The 19,788-nt window shown below is 69.6% G+C and carries 22 protein-coding genes; 4 read left to right on the forward strand and 18 right to left on the reverse strand.

The window, feature by feature from the left end; genetic code table 11:
• Window positions 1–9: 9 nt before the first annotated feature.
• The 7 genes from ACODSY_RS17720 to ACODSY_RS17750 all read right to left on the reverse strand — a co-directional run bounded on the left by ACODSY_RS17720 (window position 10) and on the right by ACODSY_RS17750 (window position 5,832).
• Window positions 10–930: a haloalkane dehalogenase gene (locus ACODSY_RS17720; RefSeq protein ID WP_488953118.1), complete on the reverse strand. Its 921-nt coding sequence runs from the start codon at window positions 928–930 to the stop codon at window positions 10–12.
• Window positions 920–1,522, reverse strand: a complete 603-nt coding sequence (locus ACODSY_RS17725) for a TetR/AcrR family transcriptional regulator (protein ID WP_488953119.1) — start codon at window positions 1,520–1,522, stop codon at window positions 920–922. The genes ACODSY_RS17720 and ACODSY_RS17725 overlap by 11 nt, the downstream gene beginning before the upstream one ends.
• 178 nt (window positions 1,523–1,700) lie before the next feature.
• Complete coding sequence (locus ACODSY_RS17730; protein WP_488953121.1) at window positions 1,701–2,189, reverse strand: hypothetical protein; 489 nt, start codon at window positions 2,187–2,189, stop codon at window positions 1,701–1,703.
• Between the two features lie 238 nt (window positions 2,190–2,427).
• Window positions 2,428–2,829 (reverse strand): GFA family protein, encoded by a 402-nt coding sequence (locus ACODSY_RS17735; protein ID WP_488953122.1) that lies wholly within the window; start codon window positions 2,827–2,829, stop codon window positions 2,428–2,430.
• A 74-nt stretch (window positions 2,830–2,903) separates the two neighbouring features.
• Window positions 2,904–4,367, reverse strand: coding sequence for a tetratricopeptide repeat protein (locus ACODSY_RS17740; RefSeq protein WP_488953123.1), 1,464 nt, complete (start codon window positions 4,365–4,367; stop codon window positions 2,904–2,906).
• Between the two features lie 128 nt (window positions 4,368–4,495).
• Window positions 4,496–5,122, reverse strand: a complete 627-nt coding sequence (locus ACODSY_RS17745) for a glutathione S-transferase family protein (RefSeq protein ID WP_488953124.1) — start codon at window positions 5,120–5,122, stop codon at window positions 4,496–4,498.
• Between the two features lie 59 nt (window positions 5,123–5,181).
• The gene (locus ACODSY_RS17750; protein ID WP_488953125.1) at window positions 5,182–5,832 is read right to left on the reverse strand and encodes a glutathione S-transferase family protein; all 651 of its coding nucleotides are present in this window, start codon (window positions 5,830–5,832) and stop codon (window positions 5,182–5,184) included.
• A gap of 140 nt (window positions 5,833–5,972) precedes the next feature.
• On the opposite strand from ACODSY_RS17750, the gene ACODSY_RS17755 reads away from it, so the two are divergent.
• Window positions 5,973–6,650 (forward strand): protein tyrosine phosphatase family protein, encoded by a 678-nt coding sequence (locus ACODSY_RS17755; RefSeq protein WP_488953126.1) that lies wholly within the window; start codon window positions 5,973–5,975, stop codon window positions 6,648–6,650.
• A gap of 9 nt (window positions 6,651–6,659) precedes the next feature.
• Here ACODSY_RS17755 and ACODSY_RS17760 read toward each other — a convergent pair whose 3' ends face one another.
• The 4 genes from ACODSY_RS17760 to ACODSY_RS17775 form a co-directional block, all read right to left on the reverse strand.
• Window positions 6,660–7,079: a DUF2147 domain-containing protein gene (locus ACODSY_RS17760; RefSeq protein WP_488953127.1), complete on the reverse strand. Its 420-nt coding sequence runs from the start codon at window positions 7,077–7,079 to the stop codon at window positions 6,660–6,662.
• A 64-nt stretch (window positions 7,080–7,143) separates the two neighbouring features.
• Entirely contained in the window at window positions 7,144–8,508 is a 1,365-nt protein-coding gene (locus ACODSY_RS17765; protein WP_488953128.1) for a sensor histidine kinase, read from the reverse strand.
• Window positions 8,508–9,218 carry a response regulator gene (locus tag ACODSY_RS17770; RefSeq protein ID WP_488953130.1) on the reverse strand — a complete coding sequence of 237 codons (711 nt, stop codon included), beginning with the start codon at window positions 9,216–9,218 and terminating at the stop codon, window positions 8,508–8,510. The genes ACODSY_RS17765 and ACODSY_RS17770 overlap by 1 nt, the downstream gene beginning before the upstream one ends.
• Entirely contained in the window at window positions 9,215–9,706 is a 492-nt protein-coding gene (locus tag ACODSY_RS17775; protein ID WP_488953131.1) for a MarR family winged helix-turn-helix transcriptional regulator, read from the reverse strand. The genes ACODSY_RS17770 and ACODSY_RS17775 overlap by 4 nt, the downstream gene beginning before the upstream one ends.
• A gap of 92 nt (window positions 9,707–9,798) precedes the next feature.
• Between ACODSY_RS17775 and ACODSY_RS17780 the strand changes: the two genes are divergently transcribed.
• A complete protein-coding gene (locus ACODSY_RS17780; protein WP_488953132.1) occupies window positions 9,799–10,686 on the forward strand; it encodes a branched-chain amino acid aminotransferase in 888 nt (295 codons plus the stop codon).
• 37 nt (window positions 10,687–10,723) lie between these two features.
• Here ACODSY_RS17780 and ACODSY_RS17785 read toward each other — a convergent pair whose 3' ends face one another.
• The 4 genes from ACODSY_RS17785 to ACODSY_RS17800 all read right to left on the reverse strand — a co-directional run bounded on the left by ACODSY_RS17785 (window position 10,724) and on the right by ACODSY_RS17800 (window position 12,454).
• Window positions 10,724–11,119: a DUF4870 family protein gene (locus ACODSY_RS17785; protein WP_488953133.1), complete on the reverse strand. Its 396-nt coding sequence runs from the start codon at window positions 11,117–11,119 to the stop codon at window positions 10,724–10,726.
• A 93-nt stretch (window positions 11,120–11,212) separates the two neighbouring features.
• Window positions 11,213–11,581 (reverse strand): dihydroneopterin aldolase, encoded by a 369-nt coding sequence (folB, locus tag ACODSY_RS17790; RefSeq protein ID WP_488953134.1) that lies wholly within the window; start codon window positions 11,579–11,581, stop codon window positions 11,213–11,215.
• Complete coding sequence (locus ACODSY_RS17795) at window positions 11,578–12,306, reverse strand: SDR family oxidoreductase (protein WP_488953135.1); 729 nt, start codon at window positions 12,304–12,306, stop codon at window positions 11,578–11,580. Before ACODSY_RS17795 ends, folB begins: the two co-directional genes overlap by 4 nt.
• Window positions 12,307–12,319: 13 nt before the next feature.
• The gene (locus tag ACODSY_RS17800) at window positions 12,320–12,454 is read right to left on the reverse strand and encodes a hypothetical protein (protein ID WP_488953136.1); all 135 of its coding nucleotides are present in this window, start codon (window positions 12,452–12,454) and stop codon (window positions 12,320–12,322) included.
• A 159-nt stretch (window positions 12,455–12,613) separates the two neighbouring features.
• On the opposite strand from ACODSY_RS17800, the gene ACODSY_RS17805 reads away from it, so the two are divergent.
• A complete protein-coding gene (locus tag ACODSY_RS17805; RefSeq protein ID WP_488953137.1) occupies window positions 12,614–14,056 on the forward strand; it encodes an aldehyde dehydrogenase family protein in 1,443 nt (480 codons plus the stop codon).
• 75 nt (window positions 14,057–14,131) lie between these two features.
• Here ACODSY_RS17805 and ACODSY_RS17810 read toward each other — a convergent pair whose 3' ends face one another.
• Window positions 14,132–14,731, reverse strand: a complete 600-nt coding sequence (locus tag ACODSY_RS17810) for a DNA-3-methyladenine glycosylase (protein WP_488953139.1) — start codon at window positions 14,729–14,731, stop codon at window positions 14,132–14,134.
• Between the two features lie 16 nt (window positions 14,732–14,747).
• Between ACODSY_RS17810 and ACODSY_RS17815 the strand changes: the two genes are divergently transcribed.
• The gene (locus ACODSY_RS17815; protein WP_488953141.1) at window positions 14,748–15,929 is read left to right on the forward strand and encodes an amidohydrolase family protein; all 1,182 of its coding nucleotides are present in this window, start codon (window positions 14,748–14,750) and stop codon (window positions 15,927–15,929) included.
• A 21-nt stretch (window positions 15,930–15,950) separates the two neighbouring features.
• Here ACODSY_RS17815 and ACODSY_RS17820 read toward each other — a convergent pair whose 3' ends face one another.
• Both ACODSY_RS17820 and ACODSY_RS17825 read right to left on the reverse strand, forming a co-directional pair.
• The gene (locus ACODSY_RS17820) at window positions 15,951–17,825 is read right to left on the reverse strand and encodes an ATP-binding protein (protein ID WP_488953143.1); all 1,875 of its coding nucleotides are present in this window, start codon (window positions 17,823–17,825) and stop codon (window positions 15,951–15,953) included.
• 96 nt (window positions 17,826–17,921) lie between these two features.
• Window positions 17,922–19,670, reverse strand: coding sequence for an acyl-CoA dehydrogenase family protein (locus ACODSY_RS17825; RefSeq protein ID WP_488953144.1), 1,749 nt, complete (start codon window positions 19,668–19,670; stop codon window positions 17,922–17,924).
• Window positions 19,671–19,788 lie beyond the last annotated feature (118 nt).

Consider the following 19,788-nt stretch of genomic DNA (forward strand, 5'->3'; position numbering starts at 1 on the left):
ATGCCGCCGTCAAGCCTGAACGTGCGAGACCTGCGGCGCAGACCCGTGGGCCCCGGTCCGGCGGACCAGCGCCGCCGTGGCTTCGGCGATCGCCTGGGGGTGGTCCTCCTGCAGATAGTGGGCGCCGGGGCCGAGCTCGACGACCTCGATGTTGTGGAGGTTCGCAGCGAACGCCCGGGCGAAGGTCGGCGAAACGAGCGCGCCCGGGTCGCCGGTTAGCAGGACCTTCGGACAGTGCGAGGCGCGCAGCGCCCGGTGGGCCTCGGCCAGGGCCGCCGCCACGTCGGCGGGCTGGCCCGCGATCGGCAGTTCGTTGGGCAGGCGCAGGATCGGAAGACGGCTGGCCGCAGTGGGGAACGGCGCGCGGTAGGCCGCCATCTCCTCGCCGGTCAGGGCGCGCTTGACCGAGCCCGGCAGCACCCGCTCGATGAAGAGGTTGTCTTCGAGGATCAGGCGCTCGCCGACGCCCGGGGTGCGGAAGCGGCGGAAGGTCTCGCGCGCGGCGTCCGATTGGTGGAAGTCGTCCCAACAGGCGAAGGGCCGGATGAACTCCATGAAGACCAGGCCACGGACGAAATCCGGTCGGCGTGCGGCCAGATGGAACGCCAGCGCCGTGCCCCAGTCCTGGGCCACCAGATAGGCCGACGGCAGGCCCATCTCGGCGATGAAGGCGTCGAGGTAGCGGACGTGGTCGAAGAAGCGATAGCCGCAGTCCGGCTTGCCCGACTGGCCAAAGCCCACGAGGTCCGGGGCCAGGCACCGGGCGACCGGCGCGACGCCCGGCAGGATGTTGCGCCAGATGAAGGACGAGGTCGGATTGCCGTGCAGGAACAGGACGACCGGCCGATCCGGGTCGCCCGCTCCCGCTTCGCGGTAGGCCATGGTCGTATCCAGCACACGCACCTCGGGCAGGACGGCGTCAGGTCGCATCGGACGGCTCCTCTTTGAATACGGTGGCGAAGGCGATGGCCTTGAAGCGCTCCAGCGGCGCGGCGCTCCGCTCGACCTTCATGCGCAGGATCGCGCCCTCCCACGAGGCGATCAGGAACTCCGCGAGGTCGGCGGGGGCGAAGCGGTCGTCGATCTCGCCGAGCGCCTGGGCCTCGGCGATGCAATCGGTGAAGGGCTGCAACCAGATCTCCCAGATCCGCAGCAGGCGCTCGCGCAGCGCCTCGCTGTCCTGAACCACCTCCAGGCTGAAGTCGCCGATCAGGCAGCCACGGGAGAAGTCGTCGTGGGCGAGGCGGGCGGTGATGATGTCGAGGTAGCGGCGAAGGCGCGCGCGGGGCGTGAGGCTTGGGTCATCCAGCGCCTCCGCCACCAGCCGGAGCGTCTGCTCGAAATAGAGGTCGAGCACCTCGCCCGCGAAGGCTTCCTTCGAGCGGAAGTGATTGGTGAACGACCCCTGGGGAACCCCCGCCTCGGCCACGACGTCGCGCACGCCCGCGCCGTGAAATCCCTTGCGGAACATCACGCGCAGGCCGGCCTGGAGAATGTCGGGTTTGAGGGAGGGGCGCGGCATGAGGTGGATTAATACGTACGAACGTATTGGAAGGCAAGCGGGGCGTGGAGTTCTGGCGTTGATCGGGGGTCGGACGGGAGGATGACAGGGTCACCGAGTCGACGGCATCGATGGCTCCGCGGCGCTCGATAACGCACGTTCCGGAGTTCGCGGAGGGGGTGGCTTACGGACGTTGGCCTCAGCCCCACCCAGCTTCGGCGAGCATCTCCTCGCGTTCGTCCTCAGTCAGCATGGCCATTCGAGCAAGCGTGAGTTTGCCTTTGGCGAGGGCGAGCACGGCCAGGATGCTGCTCACGAGCTCATGGTCACGCGTTGTCGGCCAGTCCGCCAGACCACGGGCTTCAAGGTCCTTCCATGCGAGATCGTAGTCGGCGGCCAGCCAGGCAGGGAGCTCCGGATTGGCTCCCCCATGCCTCGCCCCTTCTATGGTGGCCGCCAGCGCGTACACGTTCCAGTCCGGTCGGGAGTGCGCCGCGTAGGCTCGTACTAACTCTGGTACGGCGGCGTACGAGGCTTCGCCTACGTCGCCTTGGTGGTGCAACTCATCCCAGAGCTCCTTCCAGACACCTGGGTCGCCCCCAGCGAACCGTCTCAGCGCTGGCCTGACGTCATATGGCCGCCGGTAGCCGCCCTGGAGGCTAGCCCAGCGCTCGTCCGAAAGATCCATCGACGCCTCCGACTCAGTTCGAGGTGCAGGGTAGCGGGTTAGCGAATGTCCGTGATGGGTCGGACGCGGTCGATGAAACGGCGTCGGGAGCCGATCTTCGCCGCCATCCCCATGAACGGATGTCGGCAACGTCAGTGTGGGGTGAAGGCGACACCTCCTCTCCCCTCTCGCCTCGCGGGGGGAGAGGAGATCGGAGCACCAACGCCCGCTAGGGGCACGGCGCCTCGGAGGCCGCGCGCTAGGCCCAGAGGTCGCGGACGGTTCGGCCGTCGGGGGGCAGGTCCTCGAAGGTGTCGAGGCCGTCGAAGTGGTCGATCGGGAGGTGGGCCACGGCTTCGAGGTCGGTGAGTCGGACGTTGACCGCCATGCGGCGGCGGCCGTCTTCCTCGGGCCGCAGGCCGCGCCAGGCGAGCACGCCCGCGCAGGCAGGGCAGAACACGATCTCGAGCGCGGGATCGGCCTTCCCGACCCGGCGGAAGGTGGATGTCACGCCCTCGATCGCGATGCGCTCGCCCTCGAAGTCGTAGGCCCAGAGCGCGCCGTACCTGTGGCAGAGGGTGCAATTGCAGGCCGTGATCGGGCCGGGGTCGCCGGTCAGGGTCCAGCCGGCCGCGCCGCAATGGCATGACCCCTTGAGCATAGGCGCGTCTCCATCCGTTCGGGAGGACGTTGTCAGGCCACGACGTCGTGCGCCAGGGGGCGGCCGGCGCCGCTCTAGGGCTGCTGGAGCCGGCTCGCCCTGGCGAGGCGCGGGTCGAGGCGAAGGGCGGCTTCGTCGTCGGCGCTGCCGCGGCGGAGGTCGTGCCGCGCGGCGTAGGCGATGCTGCGATGGCGGAAGGCCAGGGCGTCGCTGGGGTCGATGGCGATGGCCTCGGAAAGGTCGGCGATGGCGAGCTCGGCGCGGCCCCGGGCCAGCTGGGAGATGCCACGGCCGCGCCACGCCGCCCCGTCATCGGGGGCGAGGGCGAGGGCCTTGTCATAGTCCACGATCGCGGCGGCGTGGTCGCCCCGGGCCTGGCTGATCGCGGCGCGGTGGCGGTAGGCGACCGCGCGTTTCGGAGCGAGGGCGATCACCCGGTTGTAGTCGGCCAGCGCCAGTGAGGTCCGGCCGCCGGCCTTCAGCGCCTGGGCGCGGTTGAGGAGGGCGTCGACATAGCGCGGGTCGATGGTCAGAGCGCGGCCGAGGTCGGCGATGGCGCGGTCCCAGTCCGCCTGCTGCATGTAGGCGGTGGCGCGGTTGTTGTAGGCGTCGCGGAAGTTGGCGTTGAGCGCGATGGCGCGGGTGAAGTCGGCGATGGCGAGGTCGCGCGCGCCCTTGGCCAGATAGGCGTCGCCGCGGATCTTGATGAGCTCGGCGTCGGTGGGGTTGAGGTCGATGGCGCGGCCAAATTCCGCGATGGCCTGGTCGCGGCGACCCAAGGCCTGCAGGGCGGCGCCGCGTGCCCGATGGCCGCCCGCCACCCGGGGATCGAGGCGCAGGGCCTGGGCGGCGTCGGCCTCGGCGCGCCGGGCGTCGCCGGCCTTCTGCCAGGCGAGGCCCCGGTTGCGCCAGACGGTGGCGTCCTTCGGGTCGAGCGCGATGGCGGCCGAGAAGTCGTCGATCGCGGCCTGGAGGTCGCCGGCGTTGCTGCGCAGCACGCCGCGGGTGACGAATACCGCCGGGTCGTTGGGCGAGAGGCGGGCGGCGTCCTCCAGGTCGACCAGGGCGCCGGCGTTATCGCCACGGCGCATGGCGAGCGCGGCGCGGTTCAGATAGGCGGAGGCGACCGTGGGGTCGGTCGAGACGGCCGCGCCGAAGTCGGCGATGGCGCGGTTGTCGTCGCCCTTGGCCGCGTAGGCGATGCCGCGATTGACGTAGGTGCGCGCCGTGACGCCCTCGCTGCGGGCGGCGGCGGGGCCGAGCTCAAGGGCGGCGTCGTAGTCGGCGATGGCGTGGTCCCAGTCGCCCCGCTGCTGATAGACGAAGCCGCGGTTGCGGAGCGCGATGGCCCGTTCGACAGGCGTGCGGCTCTGGGCCTGGATGATGCGGGTGCAGGCCGGCAGCATGTCGCCGGGCTTGCCCGAGGCGCAGGCGAGGTTGTCGGGATTGAGGAGAGGTTTGCCCTCGTCCTGGGCCGCGGCCACGGCCGGCGCCGCGAGCGCCAGTCCTAAGGCTAGGCCGAGCGCGTTCCTCATCATGCCTGCCAGCTCCCTCATTCCGCCCAAAGCAACGCACGGTTGCCGGGGCGTGACAAGGTCGGCTGCTGGATCCAAAGCTTAGAGCGCGTCGGGCAGGTTAACCGGCTTCCACTTAACCCTGACGCGCTCTAGGCGGGGACGCCCTCGTGGGAGCGTTCCAAGGCGCGCTTGTAGGCGTCGCGGCCCTGGGTGCGGGCGAGGTAGTCGCGTTCCAGGTCGCCGAGCGCGATCCCGGCGTGCTTGCCCCCGAGGTGCAGCGCGTAGCTCACCGAGATGTCGGCGGCGGTGAACCGGTCGCCGGCCAGGTAGGGCGATTGGGCGAGGCGGCGGCGCACGATGTCCATGCGGCGGCCGATGCATTCCAGGGCCCAGCGGGCGCCCCAGTTGTCGCGCTCGGACTCCGGGGCGATGAAGCCGCTGACGACCGGGACCATCATCAGGGTCGCGAGGCCGGCTTCGCCCAGGTGGAGGAACTGCTGGTAGGCGGGGAAGGCGGGGTCGCCGGGCGCCGGCGCCAGCGGCGTCGGGCCGTAGCGGCCCAGCAGGTATTCCATGATGGCGATGGACTCGACCATGGTGACCTCGCCGTCGGTGATCGCCGGGATGTAGTTGGCCGGGTTGACCGCCAGGAACTCGGTGTCCGGCTCCTTGGCCATCATGTCCACCTGCCGCACGCGATAGGGCAGGCCCATCTCCTCGAGAAGCCAGACGACGCGGATCGATCGCGAGGTCTGTCCGCCGTACACGGTGATCATGGAACCGTCCTTCTGCCTGCGATATCGGGGCTTATATTCATACTGATTGCATTATGCAATCAGTCTTTCGAGGCGGCTTCGAAGACCGCGAGCTGGGCGGCGAAGGCGCGCTGGTAGGCGGGGCGCGCCTCGGCGCGGGCGATGTAGGCGACGAGGTTCGGGTGGTCGGCCAGCAGGCCCGAGGAGCCCAGCCGGCGGAGGGCGTGAACCATCAGGATGTCGGCGGCGCTGAACGCGCCGTCCAGCCAGTCGGCGTCGCCCAGGTGATCGGCGAGCTGGCCCAGGCGGGCGCGGACGGCTTGGTCGAGCATCGGAAGGCGGGCCTCGTACCAAGGCTCGTCGCGTTCCAGCATCGCCGCCATCGAACGCTCCACGATCGGCGGCTCCACCGTTCCGAGTGCGGCGAACATCCAGGCGACGGCGCGGGCTCGCGCGTCGGGGTCGGCGGGCAGCAGGCCGGGGTGGCGCTCGGCGATATGGAAGACGATGGCGCCCGACTCGAAGAGGACCAGGTCGCCCTCCTCGTAGGTGGGGATCTGGCCGAAGGGGTGGCGCGCCAGATGCGCAGGCTGCTTCATCTCGGCGAAGGTCAGCAGTCGGACGTCATAGGGCTGGCCCACCTCCTCAAGCGCCCAGCGGACCCGCATGTCGCGCGCCAGGCCGCGCCCGCGGTCGGGGGAGGCCTTGAAGGCGGAGATCGTGGGGCGCATCGGGCGGCTCCAGGCTGTCGGTATGCCGAGGACGGATGGACGGCGGACATTCCGACACGCGGCGCAACTTTTGTCCCGTCGCCCCGCGCGGCTGGGCCCAACCGGTGGCATGGCCTGCGGTTTTCGCCTACCTAGCGGCGATGACCACCGAGCCTTCCGGCTTCGACCTCGGCAGCCCGTGGGGCCGGACGAAGACCTACCTCGACTACCTCTGGAACGACCACGCCTACCTGCGGCTGGGCTTTTCCAATGCGCACTGGATCAGCGACGAGCTGGTGCGGGCGAACCAGCCCTGGCCGCACCAGATCGCGGAGTGGAAGGCGCGCGGGATCAAGACGATCGTCAACCTGCGCGGCGGATTCGACGCCAGCTTCCACGCCCTGGAGAAGGACGCCTGCGAGCGGCTTGGGCTGGAGTTCGTGAACTTCACGATCACGTCGCGCGAGGCGCCGTCGCGCGAGCGGGTGCTGGGCGCCAAGCGGCTGTTCGAGACGCTGACCTACCCGGCGCTGATGCACTGCAAGTCGGGCGCGGACCGGGCGGGCATCATGAGCGTGTTCTACATGCACTTCCGGCAGGGCAAGACGATCCGCGAGGCGATGGAGCAGCTGTCGTTCAAGTACCTGCACATCCGGCACGGCAAGACCGGCGTGCTGGACTACGTCTTCGCCCGCTACATCACCGAAGGCGAGCCGGCGGGGATGAGCTTCCTCGAATGGGTCGAGAGCCCGATGTACGACCCGGCCGGCATGAAGGCGGACTTTCGCACCAACATGTGGGGCAACCTGCTGACCGAGGGCGTGCTGAAGCGGGAGTAGGCGCGCGCCTCAGCCCCGGCGCCAGGTCTGGGCCTGGCAGACCATCAGGATGCAGCCCTCGACCTTCAGGGTGCCGTTGCCGTTGATGCTGAGCTTGCTGTCATAGGTCTTGCCGCTGTTGGGGTCGTAGATCTTGCCGCCCGTCCATTTGCCGGGAGCGGCCTGCTTGAAGTCGCGGATCATCGGCAGGCCCAGGATCGTGCGGGTCTTCAGCTTGGGATCGGGGTTGTTGTTGTCGGTCGCCCTGGCGTCGGCCGGGTTCTTGAGCCACGAGATATTGCCGCACAGGCGGTCGGCCTTGGCGGCGCAAGGGCCGATCTTCACCTTCGCCGTGCCGGCCTGGGTGAGCCATTCGCCCTCGGCCGGGTCGGCGGCCAAGGCCGTGGTGGCCGCGAGGCTGAGGCCGGCGGCCAGGATCAGAGCGCGCATTTGAGACTCCCCATCTGTTTGCGGCGAAGCTTCGCCACCGTCCGTGAACTGCGAATGAACATCGTTAGCCCGGAAGCCGCACGACCGCGCGCAGGCCGCCCAGGGGCGAGCGGTCCAGCACGATGTCGCCGCCGTGGCCGCGGGCGACGTCGCGGGCGATGGCCAAGCCCAGGCCCACGCCCTTGGTGTTCTGGTTGCGGCTCTCGTCCAGGCGGGCGAAGGCCTTGAACGCCTCCTCGTGCTGCTCGGCCGGGATGCCGGGGCCGTCGTCGTCGACCACGATCTCGAGCGCGCCGCTCGGCGCGCGGCGGGCGGCCACCTCGACGTGCTCGCCATGCGCGGCGGCGTTCATCACCAGGTTCGACAAGGCCCGCTTCAGGGCGTTGGGCCGCGCCGTGGCGGTGAGGTCCGGATCGGCGGCGACCGTCACCTGAGCGCCCAGGCGCCGCGCGCCCTCACTGACGGCGTCGATCAGGGGACGGATGAGCACCGGCTCGGTCGCCTCGCCGCCTTCACCGCGGGCGAAGGCCAGGTACTCGTCGACCATGTGCTCCATCTCGGCCAGGTCGCGCTTCATGTCGGCGGTGCGCTTGTTCTGCTCGGCCAGCGCCAGGCTGAGCTTCAGGCGGGTCAGCGGCGTGCGCAGGTCGTGGCTGACCGAGGCGAGGAGGGCCGTGCGTTGCTCGATGTGCCGCTGGATGCGGCCGCGCATGTCGAGGAAGGCGGCGGCGGCGGCGCGCACCTCCCTGGCGCCGTGGGGCTTGAAGGCCGGCACGTCGGCGCCGCGCCCGAAGGCCTCCGCCGCGTTGGCAAGCCGCTCGATGGCGCGCACCTGGTTGCGGATGAAGAGGAGGGCGATGGCGGTCAGCAGCACCGTCGCCACGGTCATCCAGAGGACGAAGATGTGGCCCTGGGTGGCGAAGGCCCGTTCGCGCGGCGCGAGCACGCGCATCACCCCGCCCTGCACGCCCACGCGGATGTCGACGTAGGCGGGATAGCGCGTGGTGTCGAACCAGAACGGCGCGTCCAGCCGCTCGGAAAGCGCGCGGTCCAGCGAGCGGTCGATGGGGGCGAAGAAGGCTTCCAGCAGCACCGGCGGGTCGCGCCGGCGAAGGGGCAGGCTGCGGCCGGGCTGCAGCGCGATGGACAGGCCCATGGACTCCTCCGCCCGCTCGCTCAGCTTGGCGAAGCTCGCGGGGGTCGGGTCCTCCTTGTAGGTCTCGACCGCCCAGGCGATGTCGCCCGCCAGGCCCTCGGAGAGGCGCGCCGTGACGGTCTGCCAGTGGGCGTCGAAGAAGACGTAGGTCACGGCGATCTGCATCAGCGCCACGGGCAGCACGATGATCAGCATCGACCGCGCGAACAACGTGGCCGGCAGCCGCCGCTTCAGCCAGCGCACGAAGACGCGCGTGGAGGAGGGGAGTTTCATCAGTCCGGCGCCAGGCGGTATCCCACGCCGCGCACGGTCTGGAGATAGCGGGGGGCCTTGGGATCGTCCTCGATCTTGCGGCGCAGGCGGGTGACCTGGACGTCGACGGCGCGGCCCGACGGGTCGACCGAGCCGCGCGCCAGCTCCAGCCGGTCGACCGGCTCGTGCGGCGTGCGGGCGAGTTGGCGCAGCAGCGAAACCTCGGCCTCGGTCAGGCGCACGGCCTCGCCGGAGCAGGTGAGCTCGCCGCGGTCGGCATCGAACAGGCAGCGGCCGAGCGAGAGCGCGCCGCCGGCGGGCTGTGGCTCGCTCGCCGCGCGGCGCAGGATGGCCTCGATGCGCAGCAGCAGTTCCTCAGGCTCGAACGGCTTGCCCAGGTAGTCGTCGGCCCCGAGCTTCAACCCCTCGATGCGATCGCCGGCCTCGGTCTTGGCGGTGAGCATCAGCACGGGCGTCCGCCCCGGCGTGCCCCGCTGCTCGCGCAGCCACTTCGTCAGCGAGAAGCCGTCCTCGCCCGGCATCATCACGTCGAAGACCGCGAGGTCGAAATCGAGCGTAGCCAGCAACCGGCGGGCCGGCGCGCCGCCGGCCGCGGCGGTGACGCGGAAGCCGGCGCGGGTCAGGTATTCCTTGAGCAGGTCGCGGATGCGGTCGTCGTCGTCGACGACCAGCAGGTGCCGGGCCCTGGGCGGCGCGTCCGAGAAGCTCATGGGCGACCTCCGCCAGATCCGGGTGTGCGCATTCTGCCCCCGGCCATCGCCGTCAATATGGCGCGTGCGCCCGCCACGCCGTCCAGTCCCCCGGTGCGGTACGCGCGGGTGAGCTGGCTGCGCAGGCGCTCGCTGATGGCGGACTCGAACGCCTCGCCCCGCGCGGTTAGGACGGCCGAACGGCGGCGGCCGTCCACGTCGCCGGCCTGCTTCTCCGCCAGACCCTTGGCGGCGAGGTCGACGAGGACCCGGCTTGCCGCCTGCTTCGACAGGCTGGTGAGGTGGGCCAGTTCCTGCACCCCGATGCCGGGCCGGCGGCGCAGCAGGAAGGCGGCCCGCCAGTGCGAACGGCCCAGGCCCAGGTTCTCGGCCTCCAGCCCCTGGTCCACGGCGGCCCACAGCGAGGCCTCGGCCAGCAGCATCAGCTCGAGGCCGGCGTCCAGCTCGTCCTCGCGCAGGATCAGGCGCGGATCGGCGGGCGTGTTCATGCGGCCCTCACGCTGGGTGAGCGGCCCAATTTGTTTGACGCGGGGCGGCCGGGGCGGTTCAAGGGGCGCACTGGAAAGGACGATTTCTCCCCATGGCGCTTGTTCCCTTCGATGACCGCGACGGCTGGATCTGGCTCGACGGCGAGTTCGTCCCGTGGCGCGAGGCCAAGGTGCACGTCCTCACCCACGGCCTGCATTACGCGTCGGCCGTGTTCGAGGGTGAGCGGATGTACGGGGGCGAGATCTTCGAGCTGACGGCGCATACGGAGCGGCTGTTCGAGTCCGCGAGGATCCTGGACTTCGAAATCCCCTTCACGGTGGCCCAGATCGATCAGGCCTGCAAGGACACCTGCGCCAAGAACGGCCTGACCGACGCCTATGTCCGTCCGATCGCCTGGCGCGGCTCCGAGATGATCGGCGTCTCGGCCCAGAACACCAAGATCCACGTGGCTATCGCGGTGTGGGACTGGCCCAGCTACTTCTCGCCGGAAGAGAAGGCCAAGGGCATCCGCATGTGCTGGGCCAAGTACAAGCGCCCCAGCCCCGAGACCGAGCCGGTCCACGCCAAGGCCACCGGCCTCTACATGATCTGCACCATCTCCAAGCACGCCGCGGAGAAGGACGGGTTCACCGACGCCATGATGCTCGACTACCGCGGCTACGTGGCCGAGAGCACCGGCTCGAACGTCTTCTTCATCAAGGACGGCGCGATCCATACGCCGACGCCCGACTGCTTCCTGAACGGCATCACCCGCCAGACGGTTCTCAAGCTCGCCCGCGGGAAGGGCTTCGAGGTTATCGAGCGTCACATCAAGCCGGAGGAGTTGGCGGGCTTCACCGAATGCTTCGTGGTCGGCACCGCCGCCGAAGTGACGCCAGTCTCGCAGATCGGCGAGTACAGCTTCACCCCGGGCAACATCAGCCTCAGCCTGATGGACGACTACGCCAAGCTGGTCCGCCGCGAGCTGGTCGCGGCTTAAAGGATCGTCCCTCCCCGTGAAGGGGAGGGAGATTGCTCTACGCGATCACGGCATAGGGCCGGGGGTAGGCTTCGCCGCGGCTCAGGAACACCAGGCCCACCACGGCGCGAACGCCGTAGAGGATGCCGGCGCCGCCCATGACAAGCCAGGCCACGCCCATGATCGGGAAGCCGATCAGGATGATGGAGAGCAGGGCGCCCACGCCGAACAGGATGCCACCGGCGATCATCAGGACGAGGGTGATCCAGAAGGTGCGGATCAGGAAGGTGTAGTGGCTCTGCATCGCCGGGCCGGCGGTGGAGCGTTGGGCATAGGCGATGATCAGGCCGATGATGGCCGTGATCCCGGTGGCGAACGCCAGCAGGTAGAGCGCGTAGCAGACCGCCGGCATCGTCTTGTCTTCGTTCGCGGCGTAGCTCACGTGGTCGGTCATCGTCGGTTCGGTTCCTCCCTCGCCCATCAGCGGGCGCACTAGAGATGGACCCTCTCCGGCGTAACGAAAAGCCGCATACGCGTTACAAATTGCTCACCCGCGGGCGACGACGATCTCCACACCGGCGCCGACGGCGTGCGGAGCCAGCGCGAGCGGCTTCTCGATACGGACCCGGGCGCGGCTGACGCGCGGGTCGGCCAGGCAGCGCTCGGCGAGACGGTGGGCGAAGGTCTCCACGAGGTCGACGTGGCCCTGTGCGGCGAGGTCCTGGGCGGCGGCCAGGATCGTCTCGTAGTTCACCGTGTCGGCCAGCCGGTCCGACGCGTCGGTCGGCACGTCCAGTTCCACGTCGACCACCAGGGGCTGCACGCGGCCGATCTCGTGCTTGTACACGCCGATCTGGGCCTGGACCTGGACGCCGGTGACGAAGACCTTCGAGGTGACGAGCACGGTCGCCGTCATATGAGGTGCTGCCCGGAATCGGCGGCGATCATCTGGCCGGTGACCGAGCGCGCGTCGATCAGGTAGCGCAGGGCGGCCCCGATCTCGGACGGGTGGACCGAGCGGCCCAGCAACGTGGCTTCCGCCTCGGCGCGGAAGGCCGCCTCGTCCTGGTGGATCGACTGCAGCGTGGGGCCCGGCCCGATGCCGTTGACGCGGATCCTGGGCGCGAGGTCCTGCGCCAGGATGCGGGTTGCGTCCCACAGCGCGGCCTTCGAGAGCGTGTACGAGAAGAACTCCGGCCCCGGCCGCAGCACCCGCTGGTCCAGGAGGTTGACGATCAGGCCCTCGCGCCCGGCGGGCAGCCGGCGGGCGAACACCTGGCTCAGCACCAGCGGCGCGCGCAGGTTGGTCTCCATGTGGAGATCCCACGAGGCGCGGTTCATGTCGGAGAAGGCGTCTTCCTCGAACACCGAGGCGCAGTTGACCAGCAGGGTCACGGGCCCGAGCTCGGCCTCGGCCTGGCCGACCAGGGCGACGGTCTCGCTTTCCTTGCGCAGGTCGCAGGCGAAGATCGCGGCCTTGCGGCCGTGCCGGCGCACCTCGCCGGCGGCGGCCTCGGCCTCGTCGTCGATCGCGCGCACGTGGATGGCCACGTCGTAGCCGGCCTCGGCCGCCGTAGCCGCCAGCACCCGGCCGATCCGCCGCGCGCCGCCCGTCACCAGTGCTGCGCCGCGGTCGGCCATCAGGGGCGCCCTATCAGTCGAAGCGGCCGAACTCGAAGCGGTTCAGCGCCGCCATGACCGCCAGGAACACGAGGATCATGTAGATGCCGCTCATGGGGCCTCCAAAACTCTGTGGCCCGGCTTTAGCGAGGGGCGCCGTCGTGGGCAAGCGGCCGTCGCAAAGCTGTTGCCCTTTCGGCGCAGCCTTTCCAGTTCTTTCGTAGCGTCAGGGCTTCCAACCTGAACGCCGATCACTAAAATGATTGTTTGAAGGTCGGGGCCTGGAAGCCCTAAGCCGCTAACGACAAAGGTCGCCAGGAGGACGTCTATGCGCGAGTACCTGAAATTCTACATCGATGGTGCGTGGGTCGATCCGGCCGAGGGCCTGAAGACGCTGGACGTCGAGAACCCGGCCACGGAAGAGACCGTCGGCAAGATCGCGATGGGCTCGGCCGCCGACGTGGACAAGGCCGCCAAGGCCGCCCGCAAGGCCTTCGAAACCTGGTCGCAGACCAGCCGCGAGGAGCGCCTGGAGGTCCTGGGCCGGATCCTCGCCGAGTACCAGAAGCGCTTCGGCGACCTGGCCACCGCGGTGACCGAGGAAATGGGCGCCCCGGCCAGCCTGGCCCAGCGGGCGCAGGTGCCGATCGGCATGGCCCACCTGGCCACCGCCGCCGAGGTGCTGAAGACGTTCAAGTTCGAGGAGGACCGCGGCCCGACGATGATCGTCAAGGAGCCGATCGGCGTCTGCGGCTTCATCACCCCCTGGAACTGGCCGCTGAACCAGATCGTCTGCAAGGTGGCCCCGGCCATCGCCACCGGCTGCACCATGGTGCTGAAGCCGTCGGAAGTGGCTCCGTTCTCGGGCCAGATCTTCGCCGAGATCATGCATGCCGCGGGCGTGCCGGCCGGCGTGTTCAACCTGGTGCAGGGCGACGGCCCTACCGTGGGCGCGGCGATCTCCAGCCATCCCGAGATCGACATGGTGTCGTTCACCGGCTCGACCCGGGCCGGCATCGAGGTCGCCAAGGCGGCTGCCCCGACCGTGAAGCGCGTGGCGCAGGAACTGGGCGGCAAGAGCCCGAACATCGTCCTGGACGACGATGCGTTCGCCAAGGGCGTCGGCCGCGGCGTGGCCACCATGATGACCAACTCGGGCCAGTCCTGTAACGCGCCGACCCGCATGCTCGTCCCGAAGAAGCGCATGGACGAGGCGATCACCGTGGCCCGCGAAGCCGCCGAAAAGATCACGGTCGGCGACCCGAACGGCAACGCCCAGCTCGGCCCGGTGGTGAACAAGACCCAGTTCGACAAGATCCAGAAGCTGATCCAGGCCGGCATCGACGAGGGCGCGACCCTCGTGATCGGCGGAACGGGCCGTCCGGAAGGCCTCGACAAGGGCTACTATGTGAAGCCCACCGTCTTCGCGAACGTCACCAACGAGATGACCATCGCCAAGGAAGAGATCTTCGGCCCCGTGCTGTCGATCCTCGGCTACGACACGGTCGAGCAGGCCATCGATATCGGCAACGACACCGAGTACGGCCTGGCCGCCTATGTCCAGGCGGGCGACCTCGAGAAGGCCCGCAAGGTCGCCTCGAAGCTGCGCGCCGGCCAGGTGTCGATCAATGGCGGCGGCGGCGACATGATGGCCCCGTTCGGCGGCTACAAGATGAGCGGCAACGGGCGCGAGTGGGGCGACTACGCCTTCCACGAGTTCCTGGAAACCAAGGCCATGCTCGGCTACGCGCCCAAGGAAGCCGCCGAGTAATCCTGGACCGACGCAAGCGTACGAAGGGCCGTCCTCTGGGCGGCCCTTTTGCTTTTGGCCGGAGTCCCAGACGGGTCAGCGCTGCGGGAAGGGGCGGCTGACGAAGCGGGATCCCGCCTCGCCGAAGCGCCACGGGACCTCGACGGCCTTGGTGATGCCGATGCGGGGTCCGGCGACGACGCCCGCGCTGGGGCCGGGGCGGAGTTCGAACGGCGGGCGATCCAGCGGCAGGCCGTTGTGGTCGCGGGTGACGGCGAGGGCCTGACACAGCTTGCCCGGCCCGGAGCAGAGGGCGCGGGGATCGGCGAGGCCGCGGCGCTCGGACATCTCCAGCAGGCCGACGGTGGGTTCCAGGGCGCGGATCAGCACCGCGCCGCCGGGCGCCCCGCGCCAGCAGACGAAGTTCATGCACCAGTGGATGCCGTACGAGCGATAGACGTAGAGGTGGGCCGGCGGGCCGAACATCACCTCGTTGCGAGGGGTGGGGCCGGAATAGCTGTGCGAGGCGGGATCCTCGTGGTGATAGGCCTCGGTCTCGACGATGCGGCCGCCGACGCCGTGGAAGAGGACCTCCCAGCCGATCAGGTCGGCCGCCACATCGGCCGGGTGGCGCTCCCAGAAGCCTTGACGCTCGGCGTTCGAAAGTCCGGAATGTCCCGCAACGAAAGAACTCATCCTGGGAGGATGCGCCATGGCTTACGTGGAAGGCCAGACCGTTCACGACGCGGACAGCCACATCATGGAGCTGCCGGGGACGATCAACCGCTACCTCGATCCGAAGTTCCGGGGCGCCTTCGTCGAGAAGACCGGCCGGAAGGACGTGCTGCCCGAGTGGTTCGCCAAGGCGGCGGACAAGGCCAAGGACCCCGAGTTCAGGGCCGGCGCCGAGGCCAACATCCTGCTGCGCAAGAACTACGAGGCCCTGGGCGCCTTCGAGGCTAACGATCGGCCGGCGACGCTGGACTACCTGGGCTTCGCCAGCCAGCTGGTGTTCACGACGGCCTGCCTGTCGAACTTCGGCCTGGAGCAGATGGGCGAGGTGGAGCTCGCGCTGGAAGCCGCCCGCGCCCACAATCGCATGATGACCGAGTTCTGCGCGGTGGACCGGCGCCTGCTGGCCACCGGCTACGTGCCGCTGGTCGACCGGGCCCGTGCGCCGCAGATCGCGCGGGAGGCGCTGGAACTGGGCTGCAAGGCGCTGGTGATCCCGTCACGGCATCCGCCGGGCTTCTCGCCCAGCCATCGCGAGCTGGACCCGCTTTGGGCGGTGGCCCAGGAGGCGGGCGTGCCGATCCTGTTCCACGTCGGCGGCGAGGAGAAGATGGCGAAGGACTACCTGGAGAATGGGCTGCCCTTCGTTAAGGACTTCCACGGCGGCGACGAGAACTTCACCTCCCTGACCTTCATGGCGATCCCGCTGAGCGTCTGGCAGACGCTGTCGGCGCTGGTCATCGACGGAGTGTTCGACCGCTTCCCGCGGCTGAAGTTCGGCGCCATCGAACTGGGCGCGTCCTGGCTGCCCAGCCTGATGAAGTTCCTGGACTCGGGCTGCGCCGCGTTCGGGCGGGAAGAGCGGCTGCAGAACCTATCCGACACCCCCAGCGCCATCCTGCGCCGGCAGCTGCGGGTCACGCCTTACCCGCACGAGGACGTGGCCTGGATCATGGAGAATTCAGGTCGGGAGATGGTGCTGTTCTCGTCCGACTTCCCGCACGTCGAGGGCGGCCGCAATCCGCTGAAGCGGTTCAACGACAGCTTGGCGGGCGTGGACGCGGCGGCGAAGCGGGCCTTCTATCGGGACAACTTCATCGACCTGATGGGCAAGGGCCTGGACCCGTCGCTGCACGACCTGCCGTCGCTGGCCGCGGCCTGAGCCGGGCTCCCGCGGGCGGCGTCAGGCGCTGAGGCTGGCCCGCTCGTCGCCGGGCGGGGCGGCGGTCATGGCGCGCACGATGGCGCCGAGCAGGTCCTGGAGCTGGATCGGCTTGGCCGCGTGTTCGGTGAAACCCTGGTCGAGATAGCGCTGGCGGCCGCCCGAGGTGACGTCGGCGGTCAGGGCGATGACGGGAATGGCCTGGTTCGGGCCGGGCGCGCAGCGCAGCGATTCCAGCACGTCGACGCCGGTCAGGCCGGGCATCTGGATATCGGTGAGCACCAGGTCGAACCGTTCCTCTCCCAGCGCGCGTAGGGCCTCGGCGCCCGACGAGGCCTTGGAGACGTCGTGCCCCAGGCTCGAGAGCAACTGGTCCAGGACCAGCAGGTTCACGGCGTTGTCGTCGACGGTGAGGATCCGTAGGGCCTCGATGGCGAGGGACTGGGGCTCGTTGGTCTCGGCCGGCGCGACGGGCAGGGCGTCGTGCACCACGTCCAGCGGGATCTCGAAGTGGAAGACCGAGCCGACGCCCAGCTCGCTTTCGACCCAGACGCGACCGCCCATCAGCTCGACCAATTGCTTGACGATCGCCAGGCCCAGGCCGGTGCCGCCGAACCGCCGCGCCTCGGACTCGTCGGCCTGGGAGAAACGGTCGAAGAGTTGGGGCAGGTGGTGGGCCGAGATGCCCGCGCCGGTGTCGGAGACCGCTAGGTGGAGCTGGACGGTGTCGTCGTCCCAGGCGGCGGCCTCGGCGATCACCTGGACCGTGCCGGCGTCGGTGAACTTGAGCGCATTGCCGACGAGGTTGAACAGAACCTGGCGCAGGCGCAGGGCGTCGACGAAGACGGTGCGCGGCACATCCGGCGCGAGCCGCAGCTCGAGCGTCACGTCGCGCTCCTCAGCCCGAGGCGACCAGAAGCTGATCACCCGCCCGAGGAAGGCGTGCAGATCCTCGGCCGAGGGCACGATCTCGAGCTTGCCAGCATCGATCTTGGAGACGTCCAGGATGTCGTTGAGGATCGAGAGGAGGTACTCGCCGCTGTCGATCAGCACGTCGAGGCGCTCGACCTGGACCGGATCGGTCTCGTCGCGCTTCATGAGCTGGGCCATGCCGAGGACGCCGTTCATCGGCGTGCGGATCTCGTGGCTCATGGTGGCGAGGAAGTTGGACTTGGCGCGGTTGGCGGTGCGGGCGGCCTCGCGCGCCTCGTCGGCGGCGGCGCGCTCGGCGACGGCCTGGTCGTGCGCCGCGGCCAGTTCCTCGACCGTATTGGTGTTGGCGAGGAAGGCGGCGTGCCAGGTGCTGATCGCCCGGGTGGTGCTTCCCGAGATCGTGGCCAGCAGCACGAGAAGGACCAGGAAGCCGGTCATCAGGGCGGCGGCCACCTGCGGCTCGAAGCGCAGGAAGATCATCAGCATGGCCTGGACCAGCACGGGCCCGGAGAGCGACCAGAAGACGGTGCGCGACAGGGCGCCGGCGCCCATGGCGACGATCAGCAGGGTTCCGAGCTGGATGACGTAGAGCAGATGCTCGGGCATGCCGCCGTTCCACGCCATGGCGCAGGTGGGCGCGGTGTAGACGCAGACCCGCGTCACGCAGAGCGCCGCCAGCTTGCGGAAGCCCTTCGCCTCGTCGGCGTCGAAGCTGGCGAGCAGCCAGCGGCGGACCAGCGCCTGCTGGACGATATCCATCGCCGACGCGCTGACGAACAGGATCGCCGCGATCTGCGGATGGCCCAGCATCCAGGCGCCAGCGGCGGCGACCGCATTGAAGAGAAAGTGGATCCAAACCGGCAGGCGCAGACCGCCGACCGTGAGCTGATAGGCCGTGAGTCTGGCGTCGACGATCGCGCCCGCCGCCGTCGGCGTGCCGGATGCGTCCTTGGCCTTGAACATCACACCCTACCCCTTTCGCCGGACGGTAGAGCTGAAAAGTAAACCGTCCGAGAATCGGCGAACGTGATATTTCAACCAAAGATTGTGAAGATTGTCCTAGCCCGCGAGGGCTGCGGCCCGGGTGGCCGCAAGGTCGTCGGCGCCGTTCTCGGCGATGGAGTCGGCGAGGCCCGGGGCGAGGCTCAGGACCTGGCTGGCGTAGAGCCGCGCCAAGGCGCCCTTGCCGGCCAGCCAGGGATCGTCGGACCCGGCCGCGGCCAGCGCCTGGCGACCCAGGATCCAGCCGCCGGTCACGTCGCCGGCCAGTTTGAGGAACGGCGTGGCGGACGCCAGCGCGGCCGTGTTGTCGGCGGCCAGCAACCCGTCGGTCGCCCGCTCCAGGGCGGCGACCCCCGCGGCGAGGCGGCGACCCACGCCGGCCAGTTCAGGGACCTCGGTCAGGGCCTCGGCGGTCAGCGCGATCTCGCCGCAGAGCGCGCGCAGGGTCGCGCCGCCGTTCAGGCGCACCTTGCGGCCGACCAGGTCCATGGCCTGGATGCCGTTGGTGCCTTCGTAGATCGGGGCGATGCGCGCATCGCGGTAGTGCTGGGCCGCGCCGGTCTCCTCGATGAAGCCCATGCCGCCGTGCAGTTGCACGCCCAGGGACGCCACCTCGACGCCGATGTCGGTCGACCAGGCCTTGGCGATGGGGGTGAGCAGCTCCTGCCGCGCCCTGGCCGCGGCGCGTTCCTCCTCGCTGTCGGCGAGACGGGCCAGGTCGGACAGGACGCCGGTGGAGAGGCAGATGCCGCGGGCGGCCTCGATCTTGGCCTTCATCAGCATGAGGGACCGACGCACGTCGGGGTGGCCGTAGATCATGCCGTCGGCGTCGTCGAAGACGGGGCGGCCCTGCTTGCGCTCCTGGCTGAACGCCAGGGCCTGCTGGAAGGCGCGCTCGGCGATGGCGACGCCCTGGACGCCCACCTGCAGGCGGGCGGCGTTCATCATGACGAACATATGGGCTAGGCCTTGGCCCAGCTCGCCGACCAGTTCGGCCTCGGCGTCCTCGTAGATCATCACGCAGGTGGGCGAGCCGTGGATGCCCAGCTTGTGCTCGATGGAGGCGGGCCGGAAGCTGTTGCGCGGGCCCAGCGAGCCGTCGTCCTTCACCTGGAACTTGTTGGCCAGGAACAGGCTGATGCCCTTCACGCCGGGGGGCGCGTCGGGAGTGCGGGCGATGATCAGGTGGCAGATATTGTCCGCCGCGTCGTGGTCGCCCCAGGTGATGAAGATCTTCTGGCCTGAGAGGAGGTAGCCGCCCTTGCCGTCCGGCTTGGCGATGCTGGTCAGGGCGGCGAGATCCGAGCCGGCCTGCGGCTCGGTGAGGCACATGGCGCCGGTCCATTCGCCCGAGACCAGCTTGGGCAGGACCAGCTGCTTCTGGCGATCCGTGCCGTGCAGGGCGAGCGCTTCGATGGCGCCCTGGGTGAGCATGGGGCAGAGGCCGAACGCCATGTTGGCGGCGTGGACCATCTCGAAGACGGCCAGCTCCATGGCCTTCGAGAGGCCTTGGCCGCCGTGGGCGGGATCGGCGCTGAGGGAATTCCATCCTTGCTCGACGAAATGCCGGTAGGCGTCGGCGAAGCCCGGGGCGGCGGTGACGGCGCCGTTGGCGTACTTCGCACCCTCCTGGTCGCCCTTGCGGTTCAGGGGGGCGAGCTCGTTGTCCGCGAACGCCGCGGCGGCTTCCAGAACGGCCTGAACCGTATCGCCGTCCAGGTCCGGATAGGCGCGGGTCAGCAGCTCGGGATGACCGACGGTCTTGAGCGCGAACGCCAGGTCGCGGACGGGGGCGCGGAAGGTCATGCGGACGGCCTCTCGGAATAGCTGGGGCGCGTTCTAGAGCGCGACCCGCGGCCCGGCGAACATTTTTGTGCGGCGCATTCGAACCGATGGTCTCGGGGGCGGCATCAACGCCGTGAGC

This window comes from Phenylobacterium sp. FG114 (assembly GCF_057809855.1).

Bases quoted from the DNA above. Each gene is read 5' to 3' on its own strand.
- ACODSY_RS17720 (WP_488953118.1), bottom strand. From the start codon at position 930: ATGCGACCTGACGCCGTCCTGCCCGAGGTGCGTGTGCTGGATACGACC.
- ACODSY_RS17725 (WP_488953119.1), bottom strand. From the start codon at position 1,522: ATGCCGCGCCCCTCCCTCAAACCCGACATTCTCCAGGCCGGCCTGCGC.
- ACODSY_RS17730 (WP_488953121.1), bottom strand. From the start codon at position 2,189: ATGGATCTTTCGGACGAGCGCTGGGCTAGCCTCCAGGGCGGCTACCGG.
- ACODSY_RS17735 (WP_488953122.1), bottom strand. From the start codon at position 2,829: ATGCTCAAGGGGTCATGCCATTGCGGCGCGGCCGGCTGGACCCTGACC.
- ACODSY_RS17740 (WP_488953123.1), bottom strand. From the start codon at position 4,367: ATGATGAGGAACGCGCTCGGCCTAGCCTTAGGACTGGCGCTCGCGGCG.
- ACODSY_RS17745 (WP_488953124.1), bottom strand. From the start codon at position 5,122: ATGATCACCGTGTACGGCGGACAGACCTCGCGATCGATCCGCGTCGTC.
- ACODSY_RS17750 (WP_488953125.1), bottom strand. From the start codon at position 5,832: ATGCGCCCCACGATCTCCGCCTTCAAGGCCTCCCCCGACCGCGGGCGC.
- ACODSY_RS17755 (WP_488953126.1), top strand. From the start codon at position 5,973: ATGACCACCGAGCCTTCCGGCTTCGACCTCGGCAGCCCGTGGGGCCGG.
- ACODSY_RS17760 (WP_488953127.1), bottom strand. From the start codon at position 7,079: ATGCGCGCTCTGATCCTGGCCGCCGGCCTCAGCCTCGCGGCCACCACG.
- ACODSY_RS17765 (WP_488953128.1), bottom strand. From the start codon at position 8,508: ATGAAACTCCCCTCCTCCACGCGCGTCTTCGTGCGCTGGCTGAAGCGG.
- ACODSY_RS17770 (WP_488953130.1), bottom strand. From the start codon at position 9,218: ATGAGCTTCTCGGACGCGCCGCCCAGGGCCCGGCACCTGCTGGTCGTC.
- ACODSY_RS17775 (WP_488953131.1), bottom strand. From the start codon at position 9,706: ATGAACACGCCCGCCGATCCGCGCCTGATCCTGCGCGAGGACGAGCTG.
- ACODSY_RS17780 (WP_488953132.1), top strand. From the start codon at position 9,799: ATGGCGCTTGTTCCCTTCGATGACCGCGACGGCTGGATCTGGCTCGAC.
- ACODSY_RS17785 (WP_488953133.1), bottom strand. From the start codon at position 11,119: ATGACCGACCACGTGAGCTACGCCGCGAACGAAGACAAGACGATGCCG.
- folB (WP_488953134.1), bottom strand. From the start codon at position 11,581: ATGACGGCGACCGTGCTCGTCACCTCGAAGGTCTTCGTCACCGGCGTC.
- ACODSY_RS17795 (WP_488953135.1), bottom strand. From the start codon at position 12,306: ATGGCCGACCGCGGCGCAGCACTGGTGACGGGCGGCGCGCGGCGGATC.
- ACODSY_RS17805 (WP_488953137.1), top strand. From the start codon at position 12,614: ATGCGCGAGTACCTGAAATTCTACATCGATGGTGCGTGGGTCGATCCG.
- ACODSY_RS17810 (WP_488953139.1), bottom strand. From the start codon at position 14,731: ATGAGTTCTTTCGTTGCGGGACATTCCGGACTTTCGAACGCCGAGCGT.
- ACODSY_RS17815 (WP_488953141.1), top strand. From the start codon at position 14,748: ATGGCTTACGTGGAAGGCCAGACCGTTCACGACGCGGACAGCCACATC.
- ACODSY_RS17820 (WP_488953143.1), bottom strand. From the start codon at position 17,825: ATGTTCAAGGCCAAGGACGCATCCGGCACGCCGACGGCGGCGGGCGCG.
- ACODSY_RS17825 (WP_488953144.1), bottom strand. From the start codon at position 19,670: ATGACCTTCCGCGCCCCCGTCCGCGACCTGGCGTTCGCGCTCAAGACC.